16 protein-coding genes and 1 tRNA gene are annotated in these 22,570 nt (G+C 68.5%); 4 read left to right on the top strand and 13 right to left on the bottom strand.

The window, feature by feature from the left end; all coding sequences use genetic code 11:
* Positions 1-36: 36 nt before the first annotated feature.
* Positions 37-2,718 carry a DNA polymerase I gene (polA, locus tag E4M00_RS05745; protein ID WP_135119500.1) on the bottom strand — a complete coding sequence of 894 codons (2,682 nt, stop codon included), beginning with the start codon at positions 2,716-2,718 and terminating at the stop codon, positions 37-39.
* A gap of 66 nt (positions 2,719-2,784) precedes the next feature.
* Between polA and E4M00_RS05740 the strand changes: the two genes are divergently transcribed.
* Complete coding sequence (locus E4M00_RS05740) at positions 2,785-3,207, top strand: hotdog fold thioesterase (protein WP_135119499.1); 423 nt, start codon at positions 2,785-2,787, stop codon at positions 3,205-3,207.
* Positions 3,208-3,312: 105 nt separating this feature from the next.
* Here the strand turns inward: E4M00_RS05740 and E4M00_RS05735 are convergent, their stop codons facing one another.
* Positions 3,313-3,921, bottom strand: a complete 609-nt coding sequence (locus tag E4M00_RS05735; RefSeq protein ID WP_055818249.1) for an ANTAR domain-containing response regulator — start codon at positions 3,919-3,921, stop codon at positions 3,313-3,315.
* Positions 3,922-3,958: 37 nt separating this feature from the next.
* Here E4M00_RS05735 and E4M00_RS05730 point away from each other — a divergent pair.
* Positions 3,959-4,039: transfer RNA gene (locus tag E4M00_RS05730), tRNA-Leu, on the top strand.
* Between the two features lie 61 nt (positions 4,040-4,100).
* On the opposite strand, the gene E4M00_RS05725 is transcribed toward E4M00_RS05730, so the two are convergent.
* The 3 genes from E4M00_RS05725 to E4M00_RS05715 all read right to left on the bottom strand — a co-directional run bounded on the left by E4M00_RS05725 (position 4,101) and on the right by E4M00_RS05715 (position 5,975).
* Positions 4,101-4,286, bottom strand: a complete 186-nt coding sequence (locus E4M00_RS05725; RefSeq protein WP_135119498.1) for a hypothetical protein — start codon at positions 4,284-4,286, stop codon at positions 4,101-4,103.
* Complete coding sequence (locus E4M00_RS05720; RefSeq protein WP_135119497.1) at positions 4,283-5,122, bottom strand: GAF domain-containing protein; 840 nt, start codon at positions 5,120-5,122, stop codon at positions 4,283-4,285. The genes E4M00_RS05725 and E4M00_RS05720 overlap by 4 nt, the downstream gene beginning before the upstream one ends.
* Positions 5,123-5,195: 73 nt before the next feature.
* Positions 5,196-5,975 (bottom strand): SDR family NAD(P)-dependent oxidoreductase, encoded by a 780-nt coding sequence (locus tag E4M00_RS05715; RefSeq protein WP_135119496.1) that lies wholly within the window; start codon positions 5,973-5,975, stop codon positions 5,196-5,198.
* 93 nt (positions 5,976-6,068) lie between these two features.
* Between E4M00_RS05715 and E4M00_RS05710 the strand changes: the two genes are divergently transcribed.
* Positions 6,069-6,923 (top strand): SDR family NAD(P)-dependent oxidoreductase, encoded by an 855-nt coding sequence (locus E4M00_RS05710; protein ID WP_135119495.1) that lies wholly within the window; start codon positions 6,069-6,071, stop codon positions 6,921-6,923.
* Here the strand turns inward: E4M00_RS05710 and E4M00_RS05705 are convergent.
* A complete protein-coding gene (locus E4M00_RS05705) occupies positions 6,889-8,067 on the bottom strand; it encodes a low temperature requirement protein A (RefSeq protein WP_167756832.1) in 1,179 nt (392 codons plus the stop codon). The two genes, E4M00_RS05710 and E4M00_RS05705, sit on opposite strands and share 35 nt — an antisense overlap.
* Positions 8,068-8,168: 101 nt before the next feature.
* Between E4M00_RS05705 and E4M00_RS05700 the strand changes: the two genes are divergently transcribed.
* Positions 8,169-9,224, top strand: coding sequence for a YihY/virulence factor BrkB family protein (locus tag E4M00_RS05700; RefSeq protein WP_135119493.1), 1,056 nt, complete (start codon positions 8,169-8,171; stop codon positions 9,222-9,224).
* 1 nt (position 9,225) lies between these two features.
* Here the strand turns inward: E4M00_RS05700 and E4M00_RS05695 are convergent, their stop codons facing one another.
* From E4M00_RS05695 to trpB, 7 genes are all read right to left on the bottom strand, one after another.
* A complete protein-coding gene (locus E4M00_RS05695) occupies positions 9,226-11,685 on the bottom strand; it encodes a phosphoketolase family protein (protein ID WP_135119492.1) in 2,460 nt (819 codons plus the stop codon).
* A gap of 101 nt (positions 11,686-11,786) precedes the next feature.
* Entirely contained in the window at positions 11,787-13,202 is a 1,416-nt protein-coding gene (gene pyk, locus E4M00_RS05690; protein WP_135119491.1) for a pyruvate kinase, read from the bottom strand.
* A 53-nt stretch (positions 13,203-13,255) separates the two neighbouring features.
* A complete protein-coding gene (locus E4M00_RS05685) occupies positions 13,256-14,713 on the bottom strand; it encodes a glutamate synthase subunit beta (RefSeq protein WP_135119490.1) in 1,458 nt (485 codons plus the stop codon).
* Between the two features lie 53 nt (positions 14,714-14,766).
* Entirely contained in the window at positions 14,767-19,344 is a 4,578-nt protein-coding gene (gene gltB, locus E4M00_RS05680; protein WP_135119489.1) for a glutamate synthase large subunit, read from the bottom strand.
* A gap of 116 nt (positions 19,345-19,460) precedes the next feature.
* Complete coding sequence (gene lgt / locus E4M00_RS05675; protein ID WP_135119488.1) at positions 19,461-20,480, bottom strand: prolipoprotein diacylglyceryl transferase; 1,020 nt, start codon at positions 20,478-20,480, stop codon at positions 19,461-19,463.
* Between the two features lie 82 nt (positions 20,481-20,562).
* Complete coding sequence (trpA, locus tag E4M00_RS05670; protein WP_135119487.1) at positions 20,563-21,357, bottom strand: tryptophan synthase subunit alpha; 795 nt, start codon at positions 21,355-21,357, stop codon at positions 20,563-20,565.
* Complete coding sequence (trpB, locus tag E4M00_RS05665) at positions 21,354-22,565, bottom strand: tryptophan synthase subunit beta (protein ID WP_135119486.1); 1,212 nt, start codon at positions 22,563-22,565, stop codon at positions 21,354-21,356. The genes trpA and trpB overlap by 4 nt, the downstream gene beginning before the upstream one ends.
* Between the last annotated feature and the right edge of the window lie 5 nt (positions 22,566-22,570).

The raw sequence follows: 22,570 nt of genomic DNA, 5'->3' as shown, positions 1-22,570 counted from the left end.
GCCTATGGGCTGAGAGCACCCACGCGCTCGCACTCGTCAGTGCGCCGCGGAGTCCCAGTCGTCTCCGCGACCGACCTGCACCTCGAGCGGCACCAGCAGGTCGGCGGCTCCTGCCATGCGACCGCGCACGATCTGCTCGAGGCGGTCCCATTCGCCCTCGACGACCTCGAAGATGAGCTCGTCGTGCACCTGGAGGAGCATGCGCGAGCCCAGTTCTGCCTCGGTCACGTCCTGCTCGATACCGATCATCGCGATCTTGATGATGTCGGCGGCCGAGCCCTGGATCGGCGAGTTGAGCGCCGCCCGCTCTGCGCCCTCGCGCAGCACGCGGTTGGGACTGGCGAGTTCGGGGAACGGACGACGGCGACCGAAGATCGTCTCGGTGTAGCCGTCGACCTTGGCCTGCTCGACCACCTGGCGCAGGTAGGCGCGCACGGCGCCGAAACGCTCGAAGTAGTCGCCCATGAGCTGCTTGGCCTGCGCCGTGTCGATGCGGAGCTGCTTCGACAGTCCGAAGGCGCTGAGACCGTAGGCGAGGCCGTACGACATCGCCTTGACCTTGGTGCGCTGGAGTGCGGTGACGTCTTCGGGCTCGACCCCGAAGATGCGCGCGCCGACGAACCGGTGCAGGTCCTCGCCGGAGTTGAAGGCCTCGATGAGTCCGGGGTCGCCCGACAGGTGCGCCATGATGCGCATCTCGATCTGCGAGTAGTCGGCGGTGAGCAGCGTCTGGTAGCCGGGCCCGGCTTGGACGGCGGCACGGATGCGGCGACCCTCCTCGGTGCGCACCGGGATGTTCTGCAGGTTCGGGTCGTTGGAGGAGATGCGCCCGGTGGCCGAGCCCACCTGCACGTAGGTGGTGTGGATGCGGCCCGTCGCGTCGATCGCCTTGTCGAGCGTCTCGACGATCTGGCGCAGTTTCGTCGCGTCGCGGTGCTGCAGGAGCAGGTCGAGGAAGGGGTGCGGGTTCGACTCCTGCAGGTCGGCCAGGGCACCGGCATCCGTCGAGTACCCCGTCTTGTTCGCGCGGGTCTTCGGCATGCCCAGCTGGTCGAACAGCACGTCTTGGAGCTGCTTGGGCGAACCGAGGTTCACCTCGCGGCCGATCTCGGCGTAGGCGGCTGCCGCGAGCCCCGCTGCCTTCTCGCCCAGCTCACTGGAGAGGGCCGAGAGCTGCTCGTGGCTCACGGTGACGCCGCGGAGCTCCATGTCGACGAGGGCGAGGAGCACCGGGATCTCGATGTCGGAGAGCACGCTGCGGGAGCCCTCGGAGAGTTCGCCGAGGATGACCGGAGCCACGCGTAGCGTGTACCAGGCCTGGATGGGCGGGCCGGCGACCACGGAGTCGTCGGGGACCAGCTGGTTGGCGGGGGCCTCGGGCATGACCTCGTGCAGGTAGCGCTGCACGAGCTGGGTCAGGTTCTTCTCCTGCAGGCTCGGGCGCAGCAGCCAGCCGGCGACCAGGTTGTCGGTGCGGAGGCCGCCGAACGCGAGGTCGCTGCGCTTCAACGCCTTGAGCTGCGGCTTGGCGTCGGTGAGGATCTTGGGGGCATCGCTGGCGAGCCACGTCTCGAACGGCAGGTAGTCGGCACGGCCGGCCTGCCACGGGATGTCGAGCACCTCGGTGGCGCTCGCGACGCCGAAGCCGATGACCTTGCCGTCGAGGGTCTCGACGGAGAGGCCCAGCCCGTCGGGGTGGGCGGCCGTGGCCTTCTCGAACCAGGCACGCAGCTCCTCGTCGAGGAGCAGGCGCGGGGTCGGCGTGGATGGAACGCCCGGGGCGGCGGCGGCGATCTCGGCAGCTCCCTCGGCACCGGCGGTCGTGCCACTGCCCTCGAGCTTGTAGACGCGGTCGAGGAGCGTGCGGAACTCGAGGCGGCCGAAGAGCTCCCGGACGGCATCCTCGTTCATCTTCTGGCGCGTCAGGTCGGTCGGGCCCACGGGGAGTTCGACGTCGTCGACCAGGCGGTTGAGGCGTCGATTGCGCACGGCGTTCTCGCGATTGTCGCGGAGGTTCTGGCCGACGACGCCCTTGATCTCGTCGGCATTGTCGAGGATGCCCTGCAGCGACCCGTAGAGGCCCAGCCACTTGACCGCCGTCTTCTCGCCGACCTTGGGGATGCCAGGAAGGTTGTCGCTGGTCTCGCCCACGAGGGCGGCGACCTCGGGGTACTGCTCGGGGCGGATGCCGTAGCGCTCCTCGACCGCCGCCGGGTCGTAGCGCTTGAGCTGCGAGACGCCCTGCGAGTTCGGGTAGAGCAGGGTGACGTTCTCGTTCACCAGCTGGATGGTGTCGCGGTCGCCCGAGACCAGGAGCACGTGGAAGCCCTGCTCGACACCCTGCTTCGCGAGGGTGGCGAGGATGTCGTCGGCCTCGTAGTCCTCCTTCTCGACCGTGACGATGTTCATCGCGGCGAGGGCATCCTGCAGGAGCGGGATCTGCCCGATGAACTCGGGCGGGGTCTCGCCGCGCGTGCCCTTGTACTCGGAGTACTCGCGGGTGCGGAAGGAGTGCCGTGAGATGTCGAAGGCCACGGCGATGTGGGTGGGCTTCTCGTTCTGGAGGAGCAGGAGCAGCATCGACAGGAAGCCGTGGATGGCGTTCGTGTGCTGCCCGTCACGGGTGCGGAAACTGTCGACGGGGAGGGCGTAGAAGGCCCGGAAGGCGAGCGAGTGGCCGTCAATGACGAGGAGGGTAGGCTTTTCGGCGTCTGACACGACCCCAGACTACAAGCCGCATCCGACACGCTCCGGCACCCCGGATGCCCCGACCGACAGGCGACGATGAGCGACGAGACCCCCGACCGGATCGACTGGGTTCAGACCCGGGGCATGGGAGCCCTCGCCGAGAAGATGGGGATCGAGTTCACCGAGTTCCGTGTCGAACGATCGGTGGCGCGGATGCCGGTCGAGGGCAACACGCAGCCCGCGATGCTGCTGCACGGCGGCGCCTACGTCGTGCTCGGCGAGTCGCTGGGGTCGATGGCCGCGAACCTCTTCGCCGGCGAGGGCAAGCTCGCCGTCGGCATCGAGATCAACGCCACGCACACGCGCTCCGCGACGAGTGGCTGGGTCACGGGCGTGTGCACGCCGATCCACCTTGGTCGCACGCTGACGACGCACGAGATCGCCATCTCCGACGATCAGGGTCGGCGCTGCTCGACCATCAGGATCACGAACCTGATCAAGGACGTCTCCGGTCGCTAGGTCCGCGCGCAGCGCGCGACCGAAGCGTCCCGCGTGAGCCGCGCTGCTGACGCGTCGGCCGCGGACTCCGTCCGGGCCTCAGCGAGCGATGGGGCGCTGGTGAATCTACGCCTTCTTGGGCGCGAGCTGCTCGATGATCGCCTGGGCGACGTCGTGCATGGTGAGACGGCGGTCCATCGACGCCTTCTGGATCCAGCGGAACGCCTCGGGTTCCGACAGGCCCATCTTCTCGTTGAGCAGGCCCTTGGCGCGGTCCACGAGCTTGCGGGTCTCGAAGCGCTCGACGAGGTCGCCGACCTCGGCCTCGAGGGCGATGATCTGGGCGTACCGGGCGAGGGCGATCTCGATGGCCGGCAGGAGGTCGTTCGGCGTGAACGGCTTGACGACGTAGGCGAGGGCACCGGCTTCACTGGCCTGCTCGACGAGCTCCTTCTGGCTGAAGGCCGTGAGGAGGACGACGGGGGCGATGTGGTTCTTGGAGAGCTGCTCCGCAGCCTGGATGCCCGTCATCTTCGGCATCTTGACGTCCATGATGACGAGATCGGGGCGCAGTTCGGTCGCGAGGGCCACTGCCGTCTCGCCGTCTCCGGCCTCTCCGACGACGTCGAAGCCGTTGTCGCGGAGGATCTCGACGATGTCGAGACGGATGAGGGACTCATCCTCTGCGACGACGACGCGCCGAGGGGGAACAGTGGAGGTATCTGCGTCAGTCACGTCGGAAAGCCTACGGTATCCTGATGCAGGCTCGTGCGCCGGTGTGGCGGAATGGCAGACGCGGAGCACTCAAAATGCTTTGTCGAGAGACGTGTGGGTTCGAGTCCCACCACCGGCACGATTGAGAGAACGGCTCGTCCCTCAGGGTCGGGCCGTTCTTCGCGTGAAGGCGGATGACCTCAGCGGCCCTCGCGGCTCCAGTGCCTGCGGCGTGCACGTTCGGCCTTCACGATGCGGGCGGCATCCGCGAAGATCGCCTCGACCGCCGAGCGATCGCTCAGGTCGGGCGTCTCGATGCGGGTGTGGTTGCTCACGCGCACGCGGCCGATGGCACTGGGCAGACCTGCGATGGACACTGTGCTCATGTTCGTGCTCCTACCTTCCGCCCCCTGGCGGGAGCCCGTCGTTCACTCTTCGGGAAGGCGAGAGCGAACGCTATGGCGAGTATCTCCGCAACCACCGACACGATCTGCTGCTCGGTGTCCTGGAACATCTCCTCGCTGGGTGAATCGACGTTCAGCATGCCGTACGCGAAGCCGTCGTTGCTGACGATGGGCACCGACACGAAGGACCGCCACTCGGCACTCTCCCGATCCCAGCCCGGCGGCGGATCGCTGCGCCGATCGTGCACGATCAGCGGCGAGCCGTCTTTCACCCGCTGCAGGGCGAGATCGGCACCGGGGCGCCCCGCGAGGAACTCGCCGGGCTTCTCTCCTCGTCCGCCGTACCCCACGATGCGCAGCGCGCTCCCGTCACCCGACATCCCGTAGACGCCCACCCTGGCGCGATCGACGTGTCGCAGGAGCAGAGTCGCCAGCGCCCACGAGGCGTCGGAGGCCACCACGGCCAGATGCGCGGCGCGGCCGTCGGCATCGAGGTCGGGCATCTCGGACACCTTCGCCAGGACCGGCTTCAGCGCGTCTTTCATCGTGACGCGGATCTGGGCGACATCGGTGGTGTTGCGGGCCTCGATGAGATCGACCCGCCACCCCCACACGACCTGGGACACGATTCCGAGCAGGATGAGCGCCCATCCGGCGACGGTGTAGAACCACTGCCAGCTGAAGCCGTCGAGGAAGTCGCCCACGGCGTCTTGTCGTGCTTCGAGAACCAGCCCTCCGGCCGCGACCACGGCCAGCACGACTATGCGCAGCGTCGTCAGACCGACCCGTTTCCATCGTCCTGGGGTGCGTTCGGTCATACCATCACGCTAGGCGGAACCACCGTCACCCGACCCGGCTCGGCTGCCCGGCATGCCCGCCGAGAGGGAGGGGTCAGAGCGACTGCACCAGGCCGCCGTCGATCGCGAAACCCGCGCCGGTGATGTTCGCCGCACGATCGCCCGCGAGGAAGACGACGAGGTCGGCGACCTCCTCGGGAGTGGTGAACCGTCGGGTCGCGGCATCCGCCACCGCACCGTTCTGGACCTGCTCGCGGCTCAGCCCCGTCGCACCGCTCACCGTGCTCGCGATGCCGCCGTCGCCGAGCCAGAGCGCCGTCTTCACCGGCCCCGGATTCACGCTGTTCACGCGGATGCCCGCCGGGCCGACCTCCTTCGACAGGGACTTGGCGAAGTTGGCCAGCCCCGCCTTCGCGGCCGAGTAGTCGATCACGGCTGGATCGGGCAGGTAGGCGTTCACCGAGGCGACGTTGACGATCGAGCCGGAACCGGCCGCGATCATGCCGGGCAGCACGGCGCGGCAGGCCCGCACAGCGGCGAGGAGGTTGAGGTTGAGCGAGGCGACCCACTGCTCGTCGCTGACGGAGAGGAAGCCGTCGGTGCGGGCCGTGGCCAGCCCGACGTTGTTGACGAGGATGTCGACCTGCCTGTCGGTGGACGCGATGAGGCGCGCGGGTCCCTCGGGTTCGGAGAGATCGACGGCGACGACCTCGACGGACCCTCCGGCGGCGAGGTCGTCGAGCTCGGGCGATGACGATCGGGCACCCGCGATCACGTGCGCTCCCTCGGCCACGAACGCCCGCACCACGGCGAGGCCGATGCCCTTGCTCGCTCCGGTCACGACGGCCGTTCGGTCGGTCAGTCCCAGATCCATGATGCTCCCCACTCTCGGCTTGCTGCCAAGAGTAGGGGTGCGGCATCCGTGGTGGAATGGCTGATGCGCATCGGGCGCGGAATCGGGGCTGCCATGAATGAATCGATCGTCCTCATCACCGGAACGTCCTCAGGGATCGGTCTGGCCACGGCTGTCGCCGCGGCGTCGCGCGGTGCCACCGTCGTGGCGACGATGCGCGACGTCGCCAAGGCCGGCCCGCTGCAGGATGCCGCGCGCGCGGCCGGGGTCGAGGTCGACATCCGAGCCCTCGACGTGACGGATGCGGCTGCCGTCGTCGCCGTCGTCGACGCCGTCGTGGCCGACCACGGGCGCCTCGACGCGCTGGTCAACAACGCCGGCGCCGGGCACGTCGGCACCATCGAGCAGGACTCGCTCGATGAGTACCGCGCCGCCATGGAGGTCAACTACTTCGGGGTGGTGGCGCTGACGAAGGCCGCGCTCCCCCACCTGCGCGCCAGCAACGGCCGGGTCGTCACGGTCTCGAGCGTCGGGGGCATCGTCGGGCAGCCGTTCAACGAGGCGTACTGCGCGGCGAAGTTCGCCGTCGAGGGCTTCCTCGAGAGCCTCGCGCCGGTGGCGGCATCCGTCGGCGTCTCAGTGACCATCGTGGAGCCCGGAGCCGTGACCACCGAGTTCGCCGGGAACGCGGGCATCGGCGCCGCACTGGAGCGCGTCGCCGGAACCGCCTACGCGCCGGCCCTCGATGCCTACGTGCGGCACGCCCGCGCGACCTCCGACGCGTCGGCAGCACAGAAGCCCGGCGACGTCGCTGCCGTCATCACTGATGTGCTGTGGGCGGAGAACCCGCCCACGCGCGTACAGACCTCAGCAGCGGCCGAGCGCTTCGTCGGCATCACCCTGCGCGATCTCGACGGCTCGGCGGTGCAGGCTGTCACGAGCGGCTGGATCGCACCCGACCGGACCTGACCCGTCGCCGGCTGATCTCGGCCATGGCGACCATCGCCGCGACGACCAGGACGACGGCGGCGACCACCACGCCGGCATCGGCGGCGTCAGCCACCGGGACCACCAGGAACGGCAGCAGCACCCCGGCGATCCCCCACCGGGCCACGCTTCGCGGCGAGTCACCGTACCGCAGGGCGATGGCGGCGTTCGCCGCGTAGAACAGGGCGATGCCCGCCACGATGCAGACGGTGGCTCCCACAGGCAGGGGGTGACCGGCCTCCGCCACCGCAGTGCCGAGCCCGGCCGCGAGCATGACTATGCCGACCACGAGAACGAACGGCAGATACATCACCGTGTCGCGAAGCGCACGCATGTCCCCGACGCGCTGCATTCGGCGCCAACCATCCTCCGCGCTCCTGGCTCCGTACTGGAAGAATGCCCATGCGAGGCCTGAGATGGCCGTGAACGCGAGAATCGCCGTGATCCCGGATGCCGCCGTCCAGTGCTGATCGATCTCGGCGATGATCGACAGGATCGTCTCGCCGAACACGATGACCACGAAGAGGCCGACCCGCTCGGCGATGTGGTCGATGTCGAGCGTGTCGCGGAGCCAGGTGCGCTGGCTGCCGAGGAAGGCGAGGAGGAGAATCTCGACGCCGATCGCGACACCCCAGAGCACGAACTGCGCGGGCTGCGGTACCACGATCGAGACTGCCCAGATGAGAGCCGTCAGACCGTTGTAGGTGAGCGAGCGATACCAGGGCACGCCGGCTCGTCGCCCATCCATCCACCACGGAATCAGGATCACGAGACGAATGACGGCGTTGCCTGCTGCATAAGCCCAGGCGCGCTCCCCCAGCCCCTCGGAGACCGCCGCGGCCATGATCCCCACGGAGAGCATGACCACGCTCACCATGACCCAGATCCTGGGAGTGACGACGGCCCCGAAGAGGTTCATCGTGATCGTGACATTGACCCACACCCACCACGCGGGGAAGAAGAGCACCACGAAGGTCGCGAAGTCGAAGGCGGACGGTTCCCCGTGCAGACGGTGCGCCAGTACTCCGACGAAGGCGACCATCACCAGGTCGAAGAACAGCTCCAGCCACTGCGCGTGCCGTGGCGTCCGGACGAGACCTTCGGGTGCTGTCTGCTGCTGGCTCACGCGGCCCAGACTAGACGGTACATTGCTAGAGCCGACAGAGCTGAGAAAGCCGCCGGAGCACAAGCGGGAGTCACCAGTCCCGTCAGAGATCGGGAGCATCCGTGACGCAGAATCAGGCGCGTTCCATCGACGAGGACGCTGAGCCCTCCGGCCCCCAGGACCTGCGCCGGGAGACGTGGCAGTACATCCTCAAGCGCACCGCCCGGGAGTTCGGCTTCGACGACCTGCCCGACGCCGCAGCATCACTCACCTACTACGGGGTGCTGTCGATCTTCCCCGCCCTCATCGCCGTCGTGGCCGGATTCGTGGTGTTCGGCGACGGTGACAGCTCCATCGCCTCGGTGCTCGGCATCCTGAAGGAGGCGTTCCCCGACACCGACCTGGGCGAGATCGAGGATGCCCTCGGCCAGCTCGCCAATTCGTCCGGATGGTTCGCGTTCGCCTTCGGCGTCGTCCTGACGATCTGGACCGTCTCGCGCTACGTCGGCGCCTTCAGCCGCGCCATGAACCGCATCTACGAGGTCGACGAAGGACGTGGCTTCACCATCCTGAAGCCGGAGCAGTTGCTGATCAGCCTCGTGTTCACCCTCCTGCTGGCCGTCATGGGCGCGATGATCGTCCTCTCGGGCTCCGTGGCCGATGCCGTCGGCCAGGCGCTGGGCATCGGCGAGCCGTGGCTCGGCGTCTGGGAGATCGTCAAGTGGCCGGTGCTCGTGCTCCTCGCGATCGTGGTCATCGGCCTGCTCTACTACTCGACCCCGAACGTGCACCAGCGCCGTTTCCGCTGGCTCAGCATGGGCGCGCTGATGGCGCTCACGACCCTGGTGGTGTCGTCGGCGCTGTTCTTCATCTGGGTTCTGAGCTTCTCGAACTACGGCCGGGTCTACGGCTCGCTCGCCGGCGCCCTCATATTCCTGGTCTGGCTCTGGATCGTGAACCTCGCGCTGCTGTTCGGCGCCGAGTTCGACTCAGAGGTCGAGCGGGGCAGACAGCTGCAGTCGGGCATCGCCGCCGAGGAGACGCTCCGGATGCCGCCCCGCACGACGGCACTCGCCGAGAAGCGGGCCGCCCGCGCCGAGGGCGACGTGGCCGAGGGACGCGCCATCCGGTACGGCAGCGCCCCCCGGGCCCCCAAGCGGGTCGACCCGCGCGACTGACTCAGTCGTTGTCGCCGCCGGTCGAGAGAGGTCCGGCCGGAGTCGATCCGGTCCAGGACCACTCGGCGACCTCGGGAATGTCCTCACCGTGCTCCCGGGTGTACGCCTTCGCCCTGATGCGGGCATCCTGCATCTCCTGACGCAGCACCCCCTCCTTGGCCGCGAGCCCGGGAACACGGTCGATCACGTCGGCGACGAGGTGGAACCGGTCGATGTCGTTCAGCATCACCATGTCGAACGGCGTCGTGGTGGTTCCCTCGTCCTTGAAGCCCCGCACGTGCAGGTTCGCGTGCCCGGTTCGGCGGTAGGTGAGCCGGTGGATGAGCCACGGGTACCCGTGATAGGCGAAGATCACCGGCTTGTCGGGGGTGAAGACGGCGTCGTACTCCCGGTCCGACAGTCCGTGCGGATGCTCGCCCTCACTCTGCAGTCTCATGAGGTCGACGACGTTCACCACCCGCACCCGCAGGGTCGGCACACGCTCGCGGAGGATCTGCGCTGCGGCGAGGATCTCGACGGTCGGCACGTCGCCCGCGCAGGCGAGCACCACATCCGGTTCCTCCCCCGCGACCTCGGTACCGGCCCAGTCGAACAGTCCGAGGCCGCGCGTGCAGTGCTCGATGGCCTCGGGCATCGCCAGCCAGTTCGGGCTCGGCTGCTTTCCGGCCACCACGACGTTCACGTAGTCGACCGAGCGCAGGCAGTGGTCGTACGTCGAGAGCAGGGTGTTCGCGTCGAACGGCAGGTAGACGCGCACCACGTCGGCCTTCTTGTTCACGACGTGGTCGATGAAGCCGGGGTCCTGGTGCGAGGCGCCGTTGTGGTCCTGCCGCCAGACATGCGAGCTCAACAGGTAGTTGAGCGATGACACCGGTCGACGCCACGGGAGCGCGCGCGACCCCTTCAACCACTTGGCGTGCTGGTTGAACATGGAGTCGACGATGTGGATGAACGCCTCGTAGGAGTTCACGACCCCGTGGCGCCCCGTGAGCAGGTAGCCCTCGAGCCAGCCCTGGCACTGGTGCTCGCTGAGCATCTCCATGACCCGCCCCGAGCGCGCGAGGTGGTTGTCGTCGTCGATCGGCCAACGCTCGGCGTCCCACTGCTTGTCCGTCACCTCGAACACGTCGCTCAGACGATTCGAGGCCGTCTCGTCCGGTCCGAAGATGCGGAAGTTCGACGGGTTGTCGCGGATGACGTCACGCAGCCAGGTGCCGAGGACCCGCGTCGCCTCCCCGATCGTGGCGCCGGGCTCCGGCACGTCGACCGCGTAATCGCGGAAGTCCGGCAGGCGCAGTGCCTGCCGCAGCAGCCCGCCGTTGGCGTGGGGATTGGCGCTCATCCGACGCTCACCCACAGGCGCCAGTGCGACGACGCCGGGCTCGGGTGCTCCTGACTCGTCGAACAGCTCCTCCGGCCTGTAGGAGCGCATCCACTCCTCGAGCACGCGCGTGTGCTCCGGGGTGTCCCGCGCATCGGCCAACGGAACCTGGTGCGACCGCCAGTTGTCCTCGGCCGGATGCCCATCGATGGTCGTCGGGCAGGTCCAACCCTTCGGTGTGCGGAGGATGAGCATGGGCCAGGCGGGCCGCCCCTCGAGCGTGCCGTCGGCCGCGCCGCGCTTGATCTCGGCGATGCGGTCGAGGATCTCGTCGAGGATCCACGCCATCCGTTCATGCACGGCGATGGGGTCCTCGCCGTCGAAGCCCCCCGAGACGAGGTAGGGCGTGTAGCCGTACCCGCGCATCAGTTCGAACAGCTCCTCCTCGGGGATGCGCGCCAGCACGGTGGGGTTGGCGATCTTGTAGCCGTTCAGGTGCAGGATCGGCAGGACCACGCCGTCGGTGGCCGGATCGAGGAACTTGTTCGAGTGCCAGGCGGTGGCGAGCGGACCGGTCTCGGCCTCGCCGTCGCCCACGACGGCGGCCACCAGCAGGTCGGGGTTGTCGAAGGCCGCGCCGTAGGCATGGGAGAGCGCGTAACCCAGCTCGCCGCCCTCGTGGATCGATCCCGGGGTCTCGGGAGCGGCGTGGCTCGGGATGCCTCCCGGGAACGAGAACTGACGGAACAGCTTGCGCACACCCTCGGCTGACCTGTCGATGTCGTTGTAGATCTCGCTGTAGGTTCCGTCGAGGTAGGCGTTGGCCACCATGCCCGGGCCGCCGTGACCCGGGCCCGCGATGTAGATCGTGTCGAGGTCGCGCTCGCGGATGACGCGATTCAGGTGCGCGTAGATGAAGTTCAGGCCGGGCGTCGTGCCCCAATGGCCGAGGAGGCGCGGCTTGATGTGCTCGCGCGTGAGCGGCTCGCGCAGCAGCGGATTGGCGAGCAGGTAGATCTGCCCGACCGAGAGGTAGTTGGCCGCGCGCCACCACGCATCGATCTCGGCGATGGTCTCATCGGTGAGCGGAGAGTCCACCCGGCTCTTCCAGCTCTGGTCGGATGCTGCACCTGCGGCCATCGTGTTCCTCCGTCGCGTTGCGTACCTCCATCCTAGGAACGCACGACGGGCCGATGCGGAAAGATCCGCATCGGCCCGTCGAACGTCAGGAGAACGAACCCCTAGAGCACTTCACCGACGATGTGCACGCGCACGTCGTTGGTGGTTCCGGGGATTCCGGGAGGGGATCCGGAGATGATGACGACCTTCTCGCCGATCTTCGCCTTGCCGGTCTTCGCCAGCAGCTCGTCGACCTGGCCGACCATCTGGTCGGTGTGGGTCACGCGGTCGACCACGAAGGACTCGACGCCCCAGTTGAGCGCCATGCGGCGACGGATGGCGGGATCCGGCGTGAACGCCAGGATCGGGATCTGCGAACGCAGACGCGACATCCGACGCACGGACTCACCGGACTCGGTGAACACGCAGAGGTACTTGGCCTCGACGAAGTTGGCCACGTCGACAGCGGCGAGGGTGATGGCACCGGCCTGCGTGCGCGGCTTGGTGCCGAGGGGCTGGATGCGCTCCAGGCCGTGCTGCTCCGTCGACTCGACGATGCGGGCCATGGTCTGCACGGTGATGACGGGGTACTCGCCCACGCTGGTCTCACCGCTCAACATGACGGCGTCTGCACCGTCGAGCACGGCGTTGGCGACGTCGGAGGTCTCGGCGCGGGTCGGAACCGGGCTGTGGATCATCGACTCGAGCATCTGCGTCGCCACGATGACCGGCTTGGCCAGGCGGCGCGAGATCTCGACGGCGCGCTTCTGCACGATCGGGACGGCCTCGAGCGGGAGCTCGACGCCGAGGTCGCCGCGGGCGACCATGATCGAGTCGAACGCCTCGACGATCTCCTCGAGGTGGTCGACGGCCTGCGGCTTCTCGATCTTGGCGACGACGGGGACGCGACGTCCCTCCTCGTCCATGATCTCGTGCACGCGCACGATGTCCTGGGCGTCGCGCACGAACGACAGCGCGATGATGTCCGCGCCGAGGTTCAGACCCCAGCGCAGGTCGGCCTCGTCCTTCTCGGACAGCGCGGGAACGTTGACCGCGACGCCGGGCAGGTTGATGCCCTTGTTGTTGGAGACCGGGCCCGCGACGATCACCTTGGTGGTGACGACGGTGCCGTCGGTCTCGACGACCTCGACGCGCACCTTGCCGTCGTCGATCAGGAGGAAGTCGCCGGGGGCGACATCCTGCGGCAGGCCCTTGAAGGTCGTGCTGCTGATCTCCTTGTTGCCGATGATGTCTTCTGTGGTGATCTTGAAGATGTCACCCTCGGCGAGCTCGTAGGGTCCGTCCTCGAACTTGCCGAGACGGATCTTCGGTCCCTGCAGGTCGACGAGCACGGCGACGGCCTTGCCCGAGTCGTTGGCCGCCTTGCGGACGTTCTGGTAGATGCCCTCGTGCACGTCATAGCTGCCGTGGCTCAGGTTCATCCGGCAGACGTCCACGCCGGCGTCGATGATCGCCCGGATGTTCTCATAGCTCGACACTGCCGGGCCGAGTGTTGCGACGATTTTCGCGCGTCTCATGTGCGTTTCTACTCCGATTGTTGTGCAGCCCTTGTGGGGCCTCGTGAAAAGTCTTAGATGGTGAAGCCGCGGTCAGTCGGGCGCACGGGCGACGGCAGTTCCGTCGTTCCTTCAAGGTACCGGTCGACGGCCGCAGCCGCAGCCCGTCCCTCGGCGATCGCCCAGACGATGAGCGACTGTCCTCGACCGGCGTCGCCGGCGACGAAGACGCCGGCATGACCCGTCGCGTAGTCGCCGTCGCGCTCCACGTTGCCGCGGTCGTCGAAGGCCACGTCGAGCTGCGAACCGAGGTCCTGCTGCTCCGGGCCGGTGAAGCCCATCGCGATGAGCACGAGGTCGGCCGGGATCTCGCGCTCGGTACCGGCCTTGGGAACGCGGCGCCCGTCGAGGTACTCGGTCTCGGCGACGCGCAGGGCGCGCACCTCCCCGGCCTCGTTCGAGAGGAACTCGACCGTCGAGGCGAGGAACTGGCGGTTTCCGCCCTCTTCGTGCGCGCTCGAGATCTCGAAGACCGTCGGGTCCATCGGCCATGGCTGGTGCTCCGGCCGTCCGGTGGACGGCTGCTTGCCGATGGCGAGGTTGGTGACGGATGCAGCACCCTGGCGGTGAGCGGTGCCGATGCAGTCGGCTCCGGTGTCGCCGCCGCCGATGACGATGACGTGCTTGTCCTCCGCCGTGATCTGGTCGGTGACCTTGTCTCCGGCGCCCACGTGGTTGGACTGGGTGAGGTACTCCATGGCGAAGTGGACGCCCGAGAGGTCGCGGCCGGGGATCGGCAGCTCGCGAGGGATCATGGCGCCGGTGGCGACGATCACGGCGTCGTAGCGACGTCGCAGTTCGTCCCAGGTGATGTCGACGCCGATGTTCACTCCGGCGCGGAAGCGGGTGCCCTCCGCCGTCATCTGCTGGAGGCGCTGGTCGATGTGCCGCTTCTCCATCTTGAAGTCGGGGATGCCGTAGCGCAGCAGGCCGCCGATGCGGTCGTCGCGCTCGAAGACGGCGACGGTGTGGCCGGCGCGCGTCAGCTGCTGGGCCGCGGCGAGGCCGGCGGGGCCGGAGCCGACGACGGCGATGGTCTTGCCGGTCAGGCGTCCGGGCGGGTGCGGCTGCACCCAGCCGCTCGAGAACGCCTGGTCGATGATCGACACCTCGACCTGCTTGATGGTGACAGCGGGCTGGTTGATGCCGAGGACGCAGGCCGACTCGCAGGGCGCCGGGCACAGACGCCCCGTGAACTCGGGGAAGTTGTTCGTGGCGTGCAGCCGCTCGATGGCCGCGTGGCCCTCGCCGCGCCAGGTGAGGTCGTTCCACTCGGGGATGAGGTTTCCGAGCGGGCAGCCCTGGTGGCAGAACGGCACGCCGCAGTCCATGCAGCGGCCGGCCTGGCGTCGGAGCTGGGTGGCGTCACCCTGCTCGTACACCTCTTTCCAGTCCATGAGCCGCACCGGAACCGGGCGGCGGGCGGGCAGTTCGCGATCCGTGGTCTTCAGGAATCCCTTGGGGTCAGCCACCGGTCACCTCCGAGTCTTGAGTAAGCACAGCCGTGTCCGGACGAGCGCATCTATCAGCCACCAGTGACCTCCAGAATTCGTGTCCAGACGACGTCGCCGTCGGGGTCGAGCCCCTCGGCGACGGCCGTGTTGCGAGTTTCGAGCACCGCGGCGTAGTCGCGCGGGAGCACCTTCGTGAAGCGGCCGAGGGTCGCGTCCTCATCGGAGAGCAGGCGCTCAGCGAGCACCGATCCGGTCTCGGTCGCGTGTCGGCGCAGCAGGTCGAGCACGATCTCGCGGTCGGCGCTGCCGAGCGGGAGGAGGTCGAGCTCGCCCGATGCGAGCGAGTCCGTGTTGACGCGCTCGGGGATGAGGTCGAACACGTAGGCCGTGCCGCCGGACATGCCGGCGCCCAGGTTGCGGCCGGTCTCGCCGAGGATGAGCGCGAGGCCACCGGTCATGTACTCGAGCGCGTGGTCGCCCACGCCCTCCACGACGGCGGTGGCTCCCGAGTTGCGCACCAGGAAGCGCTCGCCGACCATGCCGCCGATGAACATCGCACCCTGGGTCGCGCCGTAGCCGATCACGTTGCCGGCGATGACATTGTGCTCGGCCTCGAAGGTCGACCCCTCGGGCGTGCGCACGACGATCTGGCCGCCGGAGAGGCCCTTGCCGACGTAGTCGTTGGAGTCGCCGACGAGCCGCAGCGAGATCCCGCTGGGCAGGAAGGCGCCGAACGACTGTCCGGCCGATCCCGTGAGGGTGACCGAGATGGTGCCAGACGGCAGGCCGTTCTCGCCGTGGCGCACCGTGACCTCGTGGCCGAGCATCGTGCCGACGGCGCGCTCGGTGTTGCGGATCGGCAGGGAGATCTCGACGAGCGACCCGTGGTCGAGCGCGTCGGCGCTCAGCCTGATGAGCTCGTTGTCGAAGTGCTTGTCGAGCTCGTGCTCCTGGCCGCGCGCGTTCTTGCGCGGCTCCGAGTCGGAGAAGTCGGGTCCGATGAGGATGGGCGCCAGGTCGAGGCCCGATGCCTTCCAGTGCTGCACGGCGTTGTCGACGTCGAGCAGGTCGCGGCGTCCGATGGCCTCGTCGAGGCTGCGGAGGCCGAGCTCGGCGAGGTACTCGCGCACCTCCTGGGCGATGAACTCGAAGAAGTTCACCACGTACTCGGCCTTGCCGCTGAAGCGCTCGCGCAGCACGGGGTTCTGCGTCGCGACGCCCACAGGGCAGGTGTCGAGGTGGCAGACGCGCATCATGATGCAGCCCTCGACGATCAGCGGGGCCGTCGCGAAGCCGAACTCCTCGGCGCCGAGCATGGCGCCGATCAGCACGTCACGGCCGGTCTTCAGCTGCCCGTCGACCTGCACGACCACGCGGTCGCGCATGCCGTTCAGCATCAGGGTCTGCTGGGTCTCGGCGAGGCCGAGCTCCCACGGCGTTCCCGCGTGCTTCAGCGAGTTGACGGGGCTGGCACCGGTTCCTCCGTCGTGGCCGGAGACCAGGATGACGTCGGAGAGAGCCTTGGCCACACCGGCTGCGACGGCGCCGATGCCGGACTGGCTCACCAGCTTGGTGTGCACTCGTGCGCTCGGGTTCGACCGCTTGAGGTCGAAGATGAGCTGCTTGAGGTCCTCGATCGAGTAGATGTCGTGGTGCGGCGGCGGCGAGATGAGGCCGACGCCGGCGGTGCCGTGGCGGGTGCGCGCGATCCACGGGTAGACCTTGGTCGACGGCAGCTGTCCGCCCTCGCCGGGCTTCGCGCCCTGGGCCAGCTTGATCTGCAGGTCCGTGGCGTGGGTGAGGTACATGCTCGTGACGCCGAAGCGGCCCGAGGCGACCTGCTTGATGGCGCTGCGGCGCTCCGGGTCGAGCAGACGGTCGAGGTCCTCGCCGCCCTCGCCGGTGTTCGACTTGCCGCCGAGGCGGTTCATCGCGATGGCGAGGGTCTCGTGCGCCTCCTTGGAGATGGAGCCGTAGCTCATCGCCCCGGTGGAGAAGCGCTTCACGATCGAGGCGACGGATTCGACCTCGTCGATCGGCACGGGAGTGCGCTGGGCGCCGTTGAACCTGAACATGCCGCGCAGGGTCATGAGCTGCTCTGCCTGGTCGTCGACGAGCTTGGTGTACTCGCGGAAGATGTCGTAGCGGCGCGTGCGCGTCGAGTGCTGCAGCCTGAACACGGTCTCGGGGTTGAACAGGTGCGGGGCGCCGTCGCGGCGCCACTGGTACTCGCCGCCCGTCGCCAGACGCTCGTGCGCCGTGGCGGCAGCATCCTCGGGGTAGGCGGCCGTGTGGCGGGCCAGGTTCTCGGCGGCGATCACGTCGATGCCGATTCCGCCGAGCTTCGACGTGGTTCCGGTGAAGTACTCGACGATGAAGTCGTCGGAGAGACCGATCGCCTCGAAGGCCTGGGCACCGGCGTAGGACGCCATGGTGGAGATGCCCATCTTCGACATGATCTTGAGCACGCCCTTGCCGAGGGCCTTGATGACGTTCGCCACGGCCTTCTCGGGGGTGATGCCCTGCAGTACGCCGGAGCGCACGAGGTTCTCGCTGGTCTCCATGGCGAGGTAGGGGTTGACGGCGGATGCTCCATAGCCGATCAGCAGCGCCACGTGGTGCACCTCCCGCACGTCCCCGGCCTCGACGAGGAGACCGACCTTCATGCGGTTCTGGGCGCGGATGAGGTGGTGGTGAACGGCGGCCGTCATGAGCAGCGACGGAATGGGCGCGAGCTCCTTGGTGGAGTCGCGGTCGCTCAGCACGATGTACTCCGCGCCTGCCGCGATGGCCTCGTCGACCTCGGCGCACATCTCGGCCAGGCGGTCGCGCAGGGCCTCGGGGCCGGCATCCACCCGGTACAGGCCCTTGATCGTCGACGCGGTGCGCGCCCCGGGGTCGGGATCGATGTGCTGGATCTTGGCGAGCTCGTCGTTGTCGATCACCGGGAAGGTGAGGACGACCTGGCGGGCATGCTCCGGGCCGGCGCTGAGCAGGTTGCGCTCGGGGCCGACGGAGGTTCCGAGCGAGGTGACGACCTCTTCACGGATGCTGTCCAGCGGCGGGTTGGTCACCTGCGCGAACTGCTGCGTGAAGTAGTCGAAGATGAGGCGCGGCCGGTCCGAGAGCACGGCGATCGGGGTGTCGGATCCCATGGCTCCGAGGGGCTCGGCTCCGTTCTTCGCCATCGGCGAGAGGAGGATGCGCACCTCCTCCTCGGTGTAGCCGAAGGTCTTCTGACGGCGCACGACCGATGCCGGCGGGTGCACGATGTGCTCGCGCTCGGGCAGGTCGGAGAGCTTGATGCGCTCGTCGGTGAGCCAGTCGCCCCAGGGCTCGGACGCCGCGAGCTCCGCCTTGATCTCGTCGTCCTCGATGAGGCGGCCGGCCTCGGTGTCGACGAGGAACATGCGCCCGGGGCGCAGACGCCCCTTGCGCACCACCTTGGCGGGGTCGACGTCGATGACGCCGATCTCGCTGGCGAGCACGACGAGCCCGTCATCCGTCACCAGGAAGCGACCGGGACGGAGGCCATTGCGGTCGAGGGTGGCACCGACGAGCGAGCCGTCGGTGAACACGATCGCGGCCGGGCCGTCCCACGGCTCCATGAGCATCGAGTGGTACTCGTAGAACGCCCGACGCTCGGGGTCGATCTCGGTCTGCTTCTCCCACGCCTCGGGGACCATCATCATGACGGCGTGCGGAAGCGAGCGCCCTGTGAGCTGCAGCAGCTCGACGACCTCGTCGAACGAGGCCGAGTCGCTGCCCCCCGGAGTCACGATGGGCAGCAGCGGCTGGATCGGGCCGAGCACCTCGGACTCCAGCTGCGACTGGCGCGCGCGCATCCAGTTGCGGTTGCCCTGGATGGTGTTGATCTCGCCGTTGTGGGCGATCATGCGGAACGGCTGAGCCAGCGGCCAGGACGGGAAGGTGTTCGTCGAGTACCGCGAGTGCACGAGGGCGAGCTTCGACGCGAAGCGCTCGTCGGAGAGGTCGGGGTAGAACGGCTCGAGCTGGAGCGTGGTGACCATGCCCTTGTAGACCAGCGTCCGGCTCGACAGCGACGCGAAGTAGACCTCGAGGTCGCGCTCGACGCGCTTGCGCAGCCTATAGGCCTGACGCTCGAGGGCGAGACCGCTGAGGCTGTCGCCGTTCTCGTCGGTCTGGGCACTGGCGAGGAAGAGCTGCTGGATGGCCGGCATGGCGGCGCGGGCGAGCGAGCCGACCTCGTCGGGGCGCACGGGGATCTCGCGCCAGCCGAGCACGACCAGCCCCTCCTCCTGCGCGAACTGGGCGAGGCGGCGCTTGACGTTGCTGCGACCCGTCGGGTCCGTCGGGAGGAAGGCGTTTCCGACGGCGTAGCGCCCGACCTCGGGCAGGGTGAAGCCGGAGACCGCGCGGAGGAAGGCATCCGGGATCTGCGTGATGATTCCGGCACCGTCGCCGGTTCCGGCGTCGGAGCCGACGGCACCGCGGTGCTCGAGGTTGCGCAGGGCGTTGAGCGCCGTCTCGATGATGTCGTGACCGGCCGTGCCGCGGAGCGTCGCGACCATCGCCAGGCCGCAGGCGTCCTTCTCGGCGGCGGGGTCGTAGAGACCCTGTCGCGCGGGGACCGCACTGAAACGTGAGAACACGGGTGTTACTGCCATGGAGACCGCCCTCAGGAAGCTATCGGAGGCGGGACGACGTCGGCCCGAAAGGAAACAAGTCGCGTACGTCCCCGGTGGGGATCCTGTCGCGAAGAGGACTGCGGGGTTGCCCGGACCTAAGCGCGCGAGCCGGTCGTGCTTGTGGCACCGGCATCGCTCGAATCGATCACAGAGGCATCGTCGCCAGGCTCGATCTCATCGGTTCCCTGCGAGTCTACCTCAGCGTCATCAGCGTACTCGTCGCTGTCCAGCGGCGCGTTCCACTCCCGGCCGGGGCTGTAGGGCGTGAGCTCGGCACCGACGTGGCGGCGGTTCTGCACGAGGATGATGATCAGGCCGAGGAGGATCGCAGCCCAGGCCGCCCAGACGTTGACGCGCACGCCGAGGAAGATCTCGCTCGGGTCGAGGCGGATGGTCTCCAGCGGCCAGCGGCCGAGCCCGTACCAGACGAGGTAGAAGCCGAACGCCTTGCCCCAGCGCATGTTGAAGCGTCGCTCGAGGAAGGCGACCAGCACGATGATGCCGAGGATGTTCCAGAGCATCTCGTAGAGGAAGGTGGGCTGGAACAGGGTGCCCTCGGGGAGGCCGGCCGGCCACGCGGGGTTCGTCGACTCGATCTCGAGGCCCCACGGCATCGTCGTGGGCTGGCCGAACAGCTCGTGGTTGAACCAATTGCCGAGTCGGCCGAGGGCCTGTGCGGCCAGCAGTCCGGGGGCGAGGGCATCGGCGAAGGAGAGGAACCGGATGCCGGTGATACGGCAGGCGATGAGCACACCGATGGCACCACCGATGAGTGCGCCGAAGATCGCTCCGCCGCCCTCCCAGATGGCCCAGATGGAGCCGGGCTGGAACGGGTTCCAGATGTTGGCGCCCTCGTAGAAGTAGTCGCTCGGGTGCGTGAACACGTGGTAGAGCCGGGCGCCGACGATTCCGAGCGGCACGGCCCAGAGCGCGATGTCGAGGACGATTCCGGGCTCGGCGCCGCGCTTGGTGAGGCGACGGCTGGTCCAGATGGTGGCGACGATGATGCCGGCGAGGATGCACAGCGCGTAGGCGTGGATGTTCAGGGTGGCGAACCCCAGCGGGATCTCGAAACCATCCCAGGAGGGGCTGGGGATGCTCAGGGGTGCAGACACCGGGCGACGTACCTTTCGTTGTGTTCTCTCGACCGCGCTCCCCGCGTGGGGTCGCGTCGCTCGGTCACTTTACCGCAGCAGGCTATGCCGGGATTCGCGTGCCGCTCGACAGCTCGGCGGCCAGAGCGCCGACTGCCTCGATGCCGCCCTCGGCGAGGGCCTTGACGAGCGCGGATCCGACGATGGCGCCGTCGGCGTACTCGAGCACCTCGCGCACCTGGGCTGCGGTCGAGATCCCGATGCCCACGCAGGTGCTGGTGGCTCCGGCATCGCGGAGGCGTGCGACGAGGGTGCGCGCCGCGGCGTCGACATCGGAGCGCGCTCCGGTGATGCCCATCGTGGAGACGGCGTAGACGAAGCCTCGGCTGGCCTCGACGGCCTGGTGGAGGCGGGCATCCGTCGACGACGGAGCGGCGAGGAAGACCCGGTCGAGGCCGACGCGCTCGGAGGCGCTCAGCCAGGGAGCCGCCTCGTCGGGGATGAGGTCGGGCGTGATGAGCCCTGCTCCCCCGGCCGCGGCGAGGTCGTCGGCGAACCTGTCGACGCCGTACTGAACGACGGGGTTCCAGTAGGTCATGATGAGCACCGGCGCCGAGACCTGCTCGGTGATCGCCTTGACGGCCGTGAAGCCGTCGCGCAGCCGGAAGCCGTCGGCCAGGGCGCGCTGGGTGGCGGCCTGGATGACGGGACCGTCCATGACGGGATCGGAGTACGGCAGGCCCATCTCGAGCACGTCCACGCCGTTCTCGACGAGCGCGACGGCGGCATCGACGGAGGCGCCGAGGCTGGGGAAGCCGACGGGCAGGTAGCCGATCAGGGCGCCGCTGCCGGCGTCGACCCGGGTGCGGATGGCGGATGCGACCGTGCTGGTGGTCATGACTGCTCGGCTCCGGCGTCGATGAGGTCGAAGTAGCGGCCGGCCGTCTCCATGTCCTTGTCCCCGCGGCCCGACAGGTTGACGAGGATGACGGCGTCGGGGCCGAGCTCCTTGCCGAGTTCGAGGGCACCGGCGAGGGCGTGGGAGGACTCTATGGCGGGGATGATGCCCTCGGTGCGGCTGAGGAGTCGGAGCGCGCTCATGGCGTCGGCATCCGTCACCGGACGATACTGCGCCCGGCCGATGTCGGAGAGCCACGAGTGCTCGGGACCGACACCCGGGTAGTCGAGCCCGGCCGAGATGGAGTGCGACTCGATGGTCTGGCCGTCCTCGTCCTGCAGCATGAAGCTGCGCGCGCCGTGCAGCACGCCGGGCTTGCCCTTGGTGATCGTGGCGGCGTGACGGGGCCCGTCGACGCCCTCTCCCCCGGCCTCGAAGCCGTAGAGGGCCACATCGGTGTCGTCGAGGAAGGCGTGGAAGATGCCGATGGCGTTCGATCCGCCGCCGACGCAGGCCGCGACGGCGGTGGGCAGTGCGCCCGTGCGCTCCAGCACCTGGACGCGGGCCTCCTCGCCGATGATCTTCTGGAAGTCGCGCACCATCGCGGGGAACGGATGCGGTCCGGCCACGGTTCCGAAGATGTAGTTGGTGTGCTCCACGTTGGTGACCCAGTCGCGCATGGCCTCGTTGATCGCGTCCTTCAGGGTGCGCGATCCGGCCGTCACCGGGATGACCTCGGCGCCGAGCAGGCGCATGCGGGCCACGTTGAGGGCCTGGCGCTCGGTGTCGACCTCGCCCATGTAGACGACGCAGTCGAGGCCGAACAGGGCGGCCGCCGTCGCCGTGGCGACGCCGTGCTGGCCGGCACCGGTCTCGGCGATGACGCGCGTCTTGCCGATGCGCCGGGTGAGCAGGGCCTGCCCGAGCACGTTGTTGATCTTGTGCGAGCCCGTGTGGTTCAGGTCTTCGCGCTTGAGGATGATGCGGGCACCGCCGGCGTGCTGGGCGAACCGCGGCACCTCGGTGATGAGCGACGGGCGGCCGACGTAGTTCACGAGCAGGTCGGTCAGCTCGGCGGTGAACTCGGGGTCGAGCTTGGCCAGCTCGTAGGCCTCGGACAGTTCATCGAGGGCGGCGATAAGCGATTCGGGGACGAAGCGTCCGCCGAAATCGCCGAAGTATGGGCCTTCTTCAGTACGGAGGGACATCGTTT

It is taken from the genome of Orlajensenia leifsoniae (genome assembly GCF_004570845.1).
GTDB classification, from domain to species: Bacteria; Actinomycetota; Actinomycetes; order Actinomycetales; family Microbacteriaceae; genus Orlajensenia; species Orlajensenia leifsoniae.
The sequence above is the reverse complement of the archived record's forward strand: the minus strand, read 5'-3'. Positions and strand labels throughout refer to the sequence as shown.

What these genes read in the sequence shown, in the direction of transcription:
- E4M00_RS05715 (WP_135119496.1), bottom strand. Translation starts at nt 5,975, where the DNA reads ATGGATCTGGGACTGACCGACCGAACGGCCGTCGTGACCGGAGCGAGC.
- E4M00_RS05695 (WP_135119492.1), bottom strand. Translation starts at nt 11,685, where the DNA reads ATGGCCGCAGGTGCAGCATCCGACCAGAGCTGGAAGAGCCGGGTGGAC.
- E4M00_RS05725 (WP_135119498.1), bottom strand. Translation starts at nt 4,286, where the DNA reads ATGAGCACAGTGTCCATCGCAGGTCTGCCCAGTGCCATCGGCCGCGTG.
- E4M00_RS05740 (WP_135119499.1), top strand. Translation starts at nt 2,785, where the DNA reads ATGAGCGACGAGACCCCCGACCGGATCGACTGGGTTCAGACCCGGGGC.
- pyk (WP_135119491.1), bottom strand. Translation starts at nt 13,202, where the DNA reads ATGAGACGCGCGAAAATCGTCGCAACACTCGGCCCGGCAGTGTCGAGC.
- trpA (WP_135119487.1), bottom strand. Translation starts at nt 21,357, where the DNA reads ATGACCACCAGCACGGTCGCATCCGCCATCCGCACCCGGGTCGACGCC.
- gltB (WP_135119489.1), bottom strand. Translation starts at nt 19,344, where the DNA reads ATGGCAGTAACACCCGTGTTCTCACGTTTCAGTGCGGTCCCCGCGCGA.
- trpB (WP_135119486.1), bottom strand. Translation starts at nt 22,565, where the DNA reads ATGTCCCTCCGTACTGAAGAAGGCCCATACTTCGGCGATTTCGGCGGA.
- E4M00_RS05720 (WP_135119497.1), bottom strand. Translation starts at nt 5,122, where the DNA reads ATGACCGAACGCACCCCAGGACGATGGAAACGGGTCGGTCTGACGACG.
- E4M00_RS05710 (WP_135119495.1), top strand. Translation starts at nt 6,069, where the DNA reads ATGAATGAATCGATCGTCCTCATCACCGGAACGTCCTCAGGGATCGGT.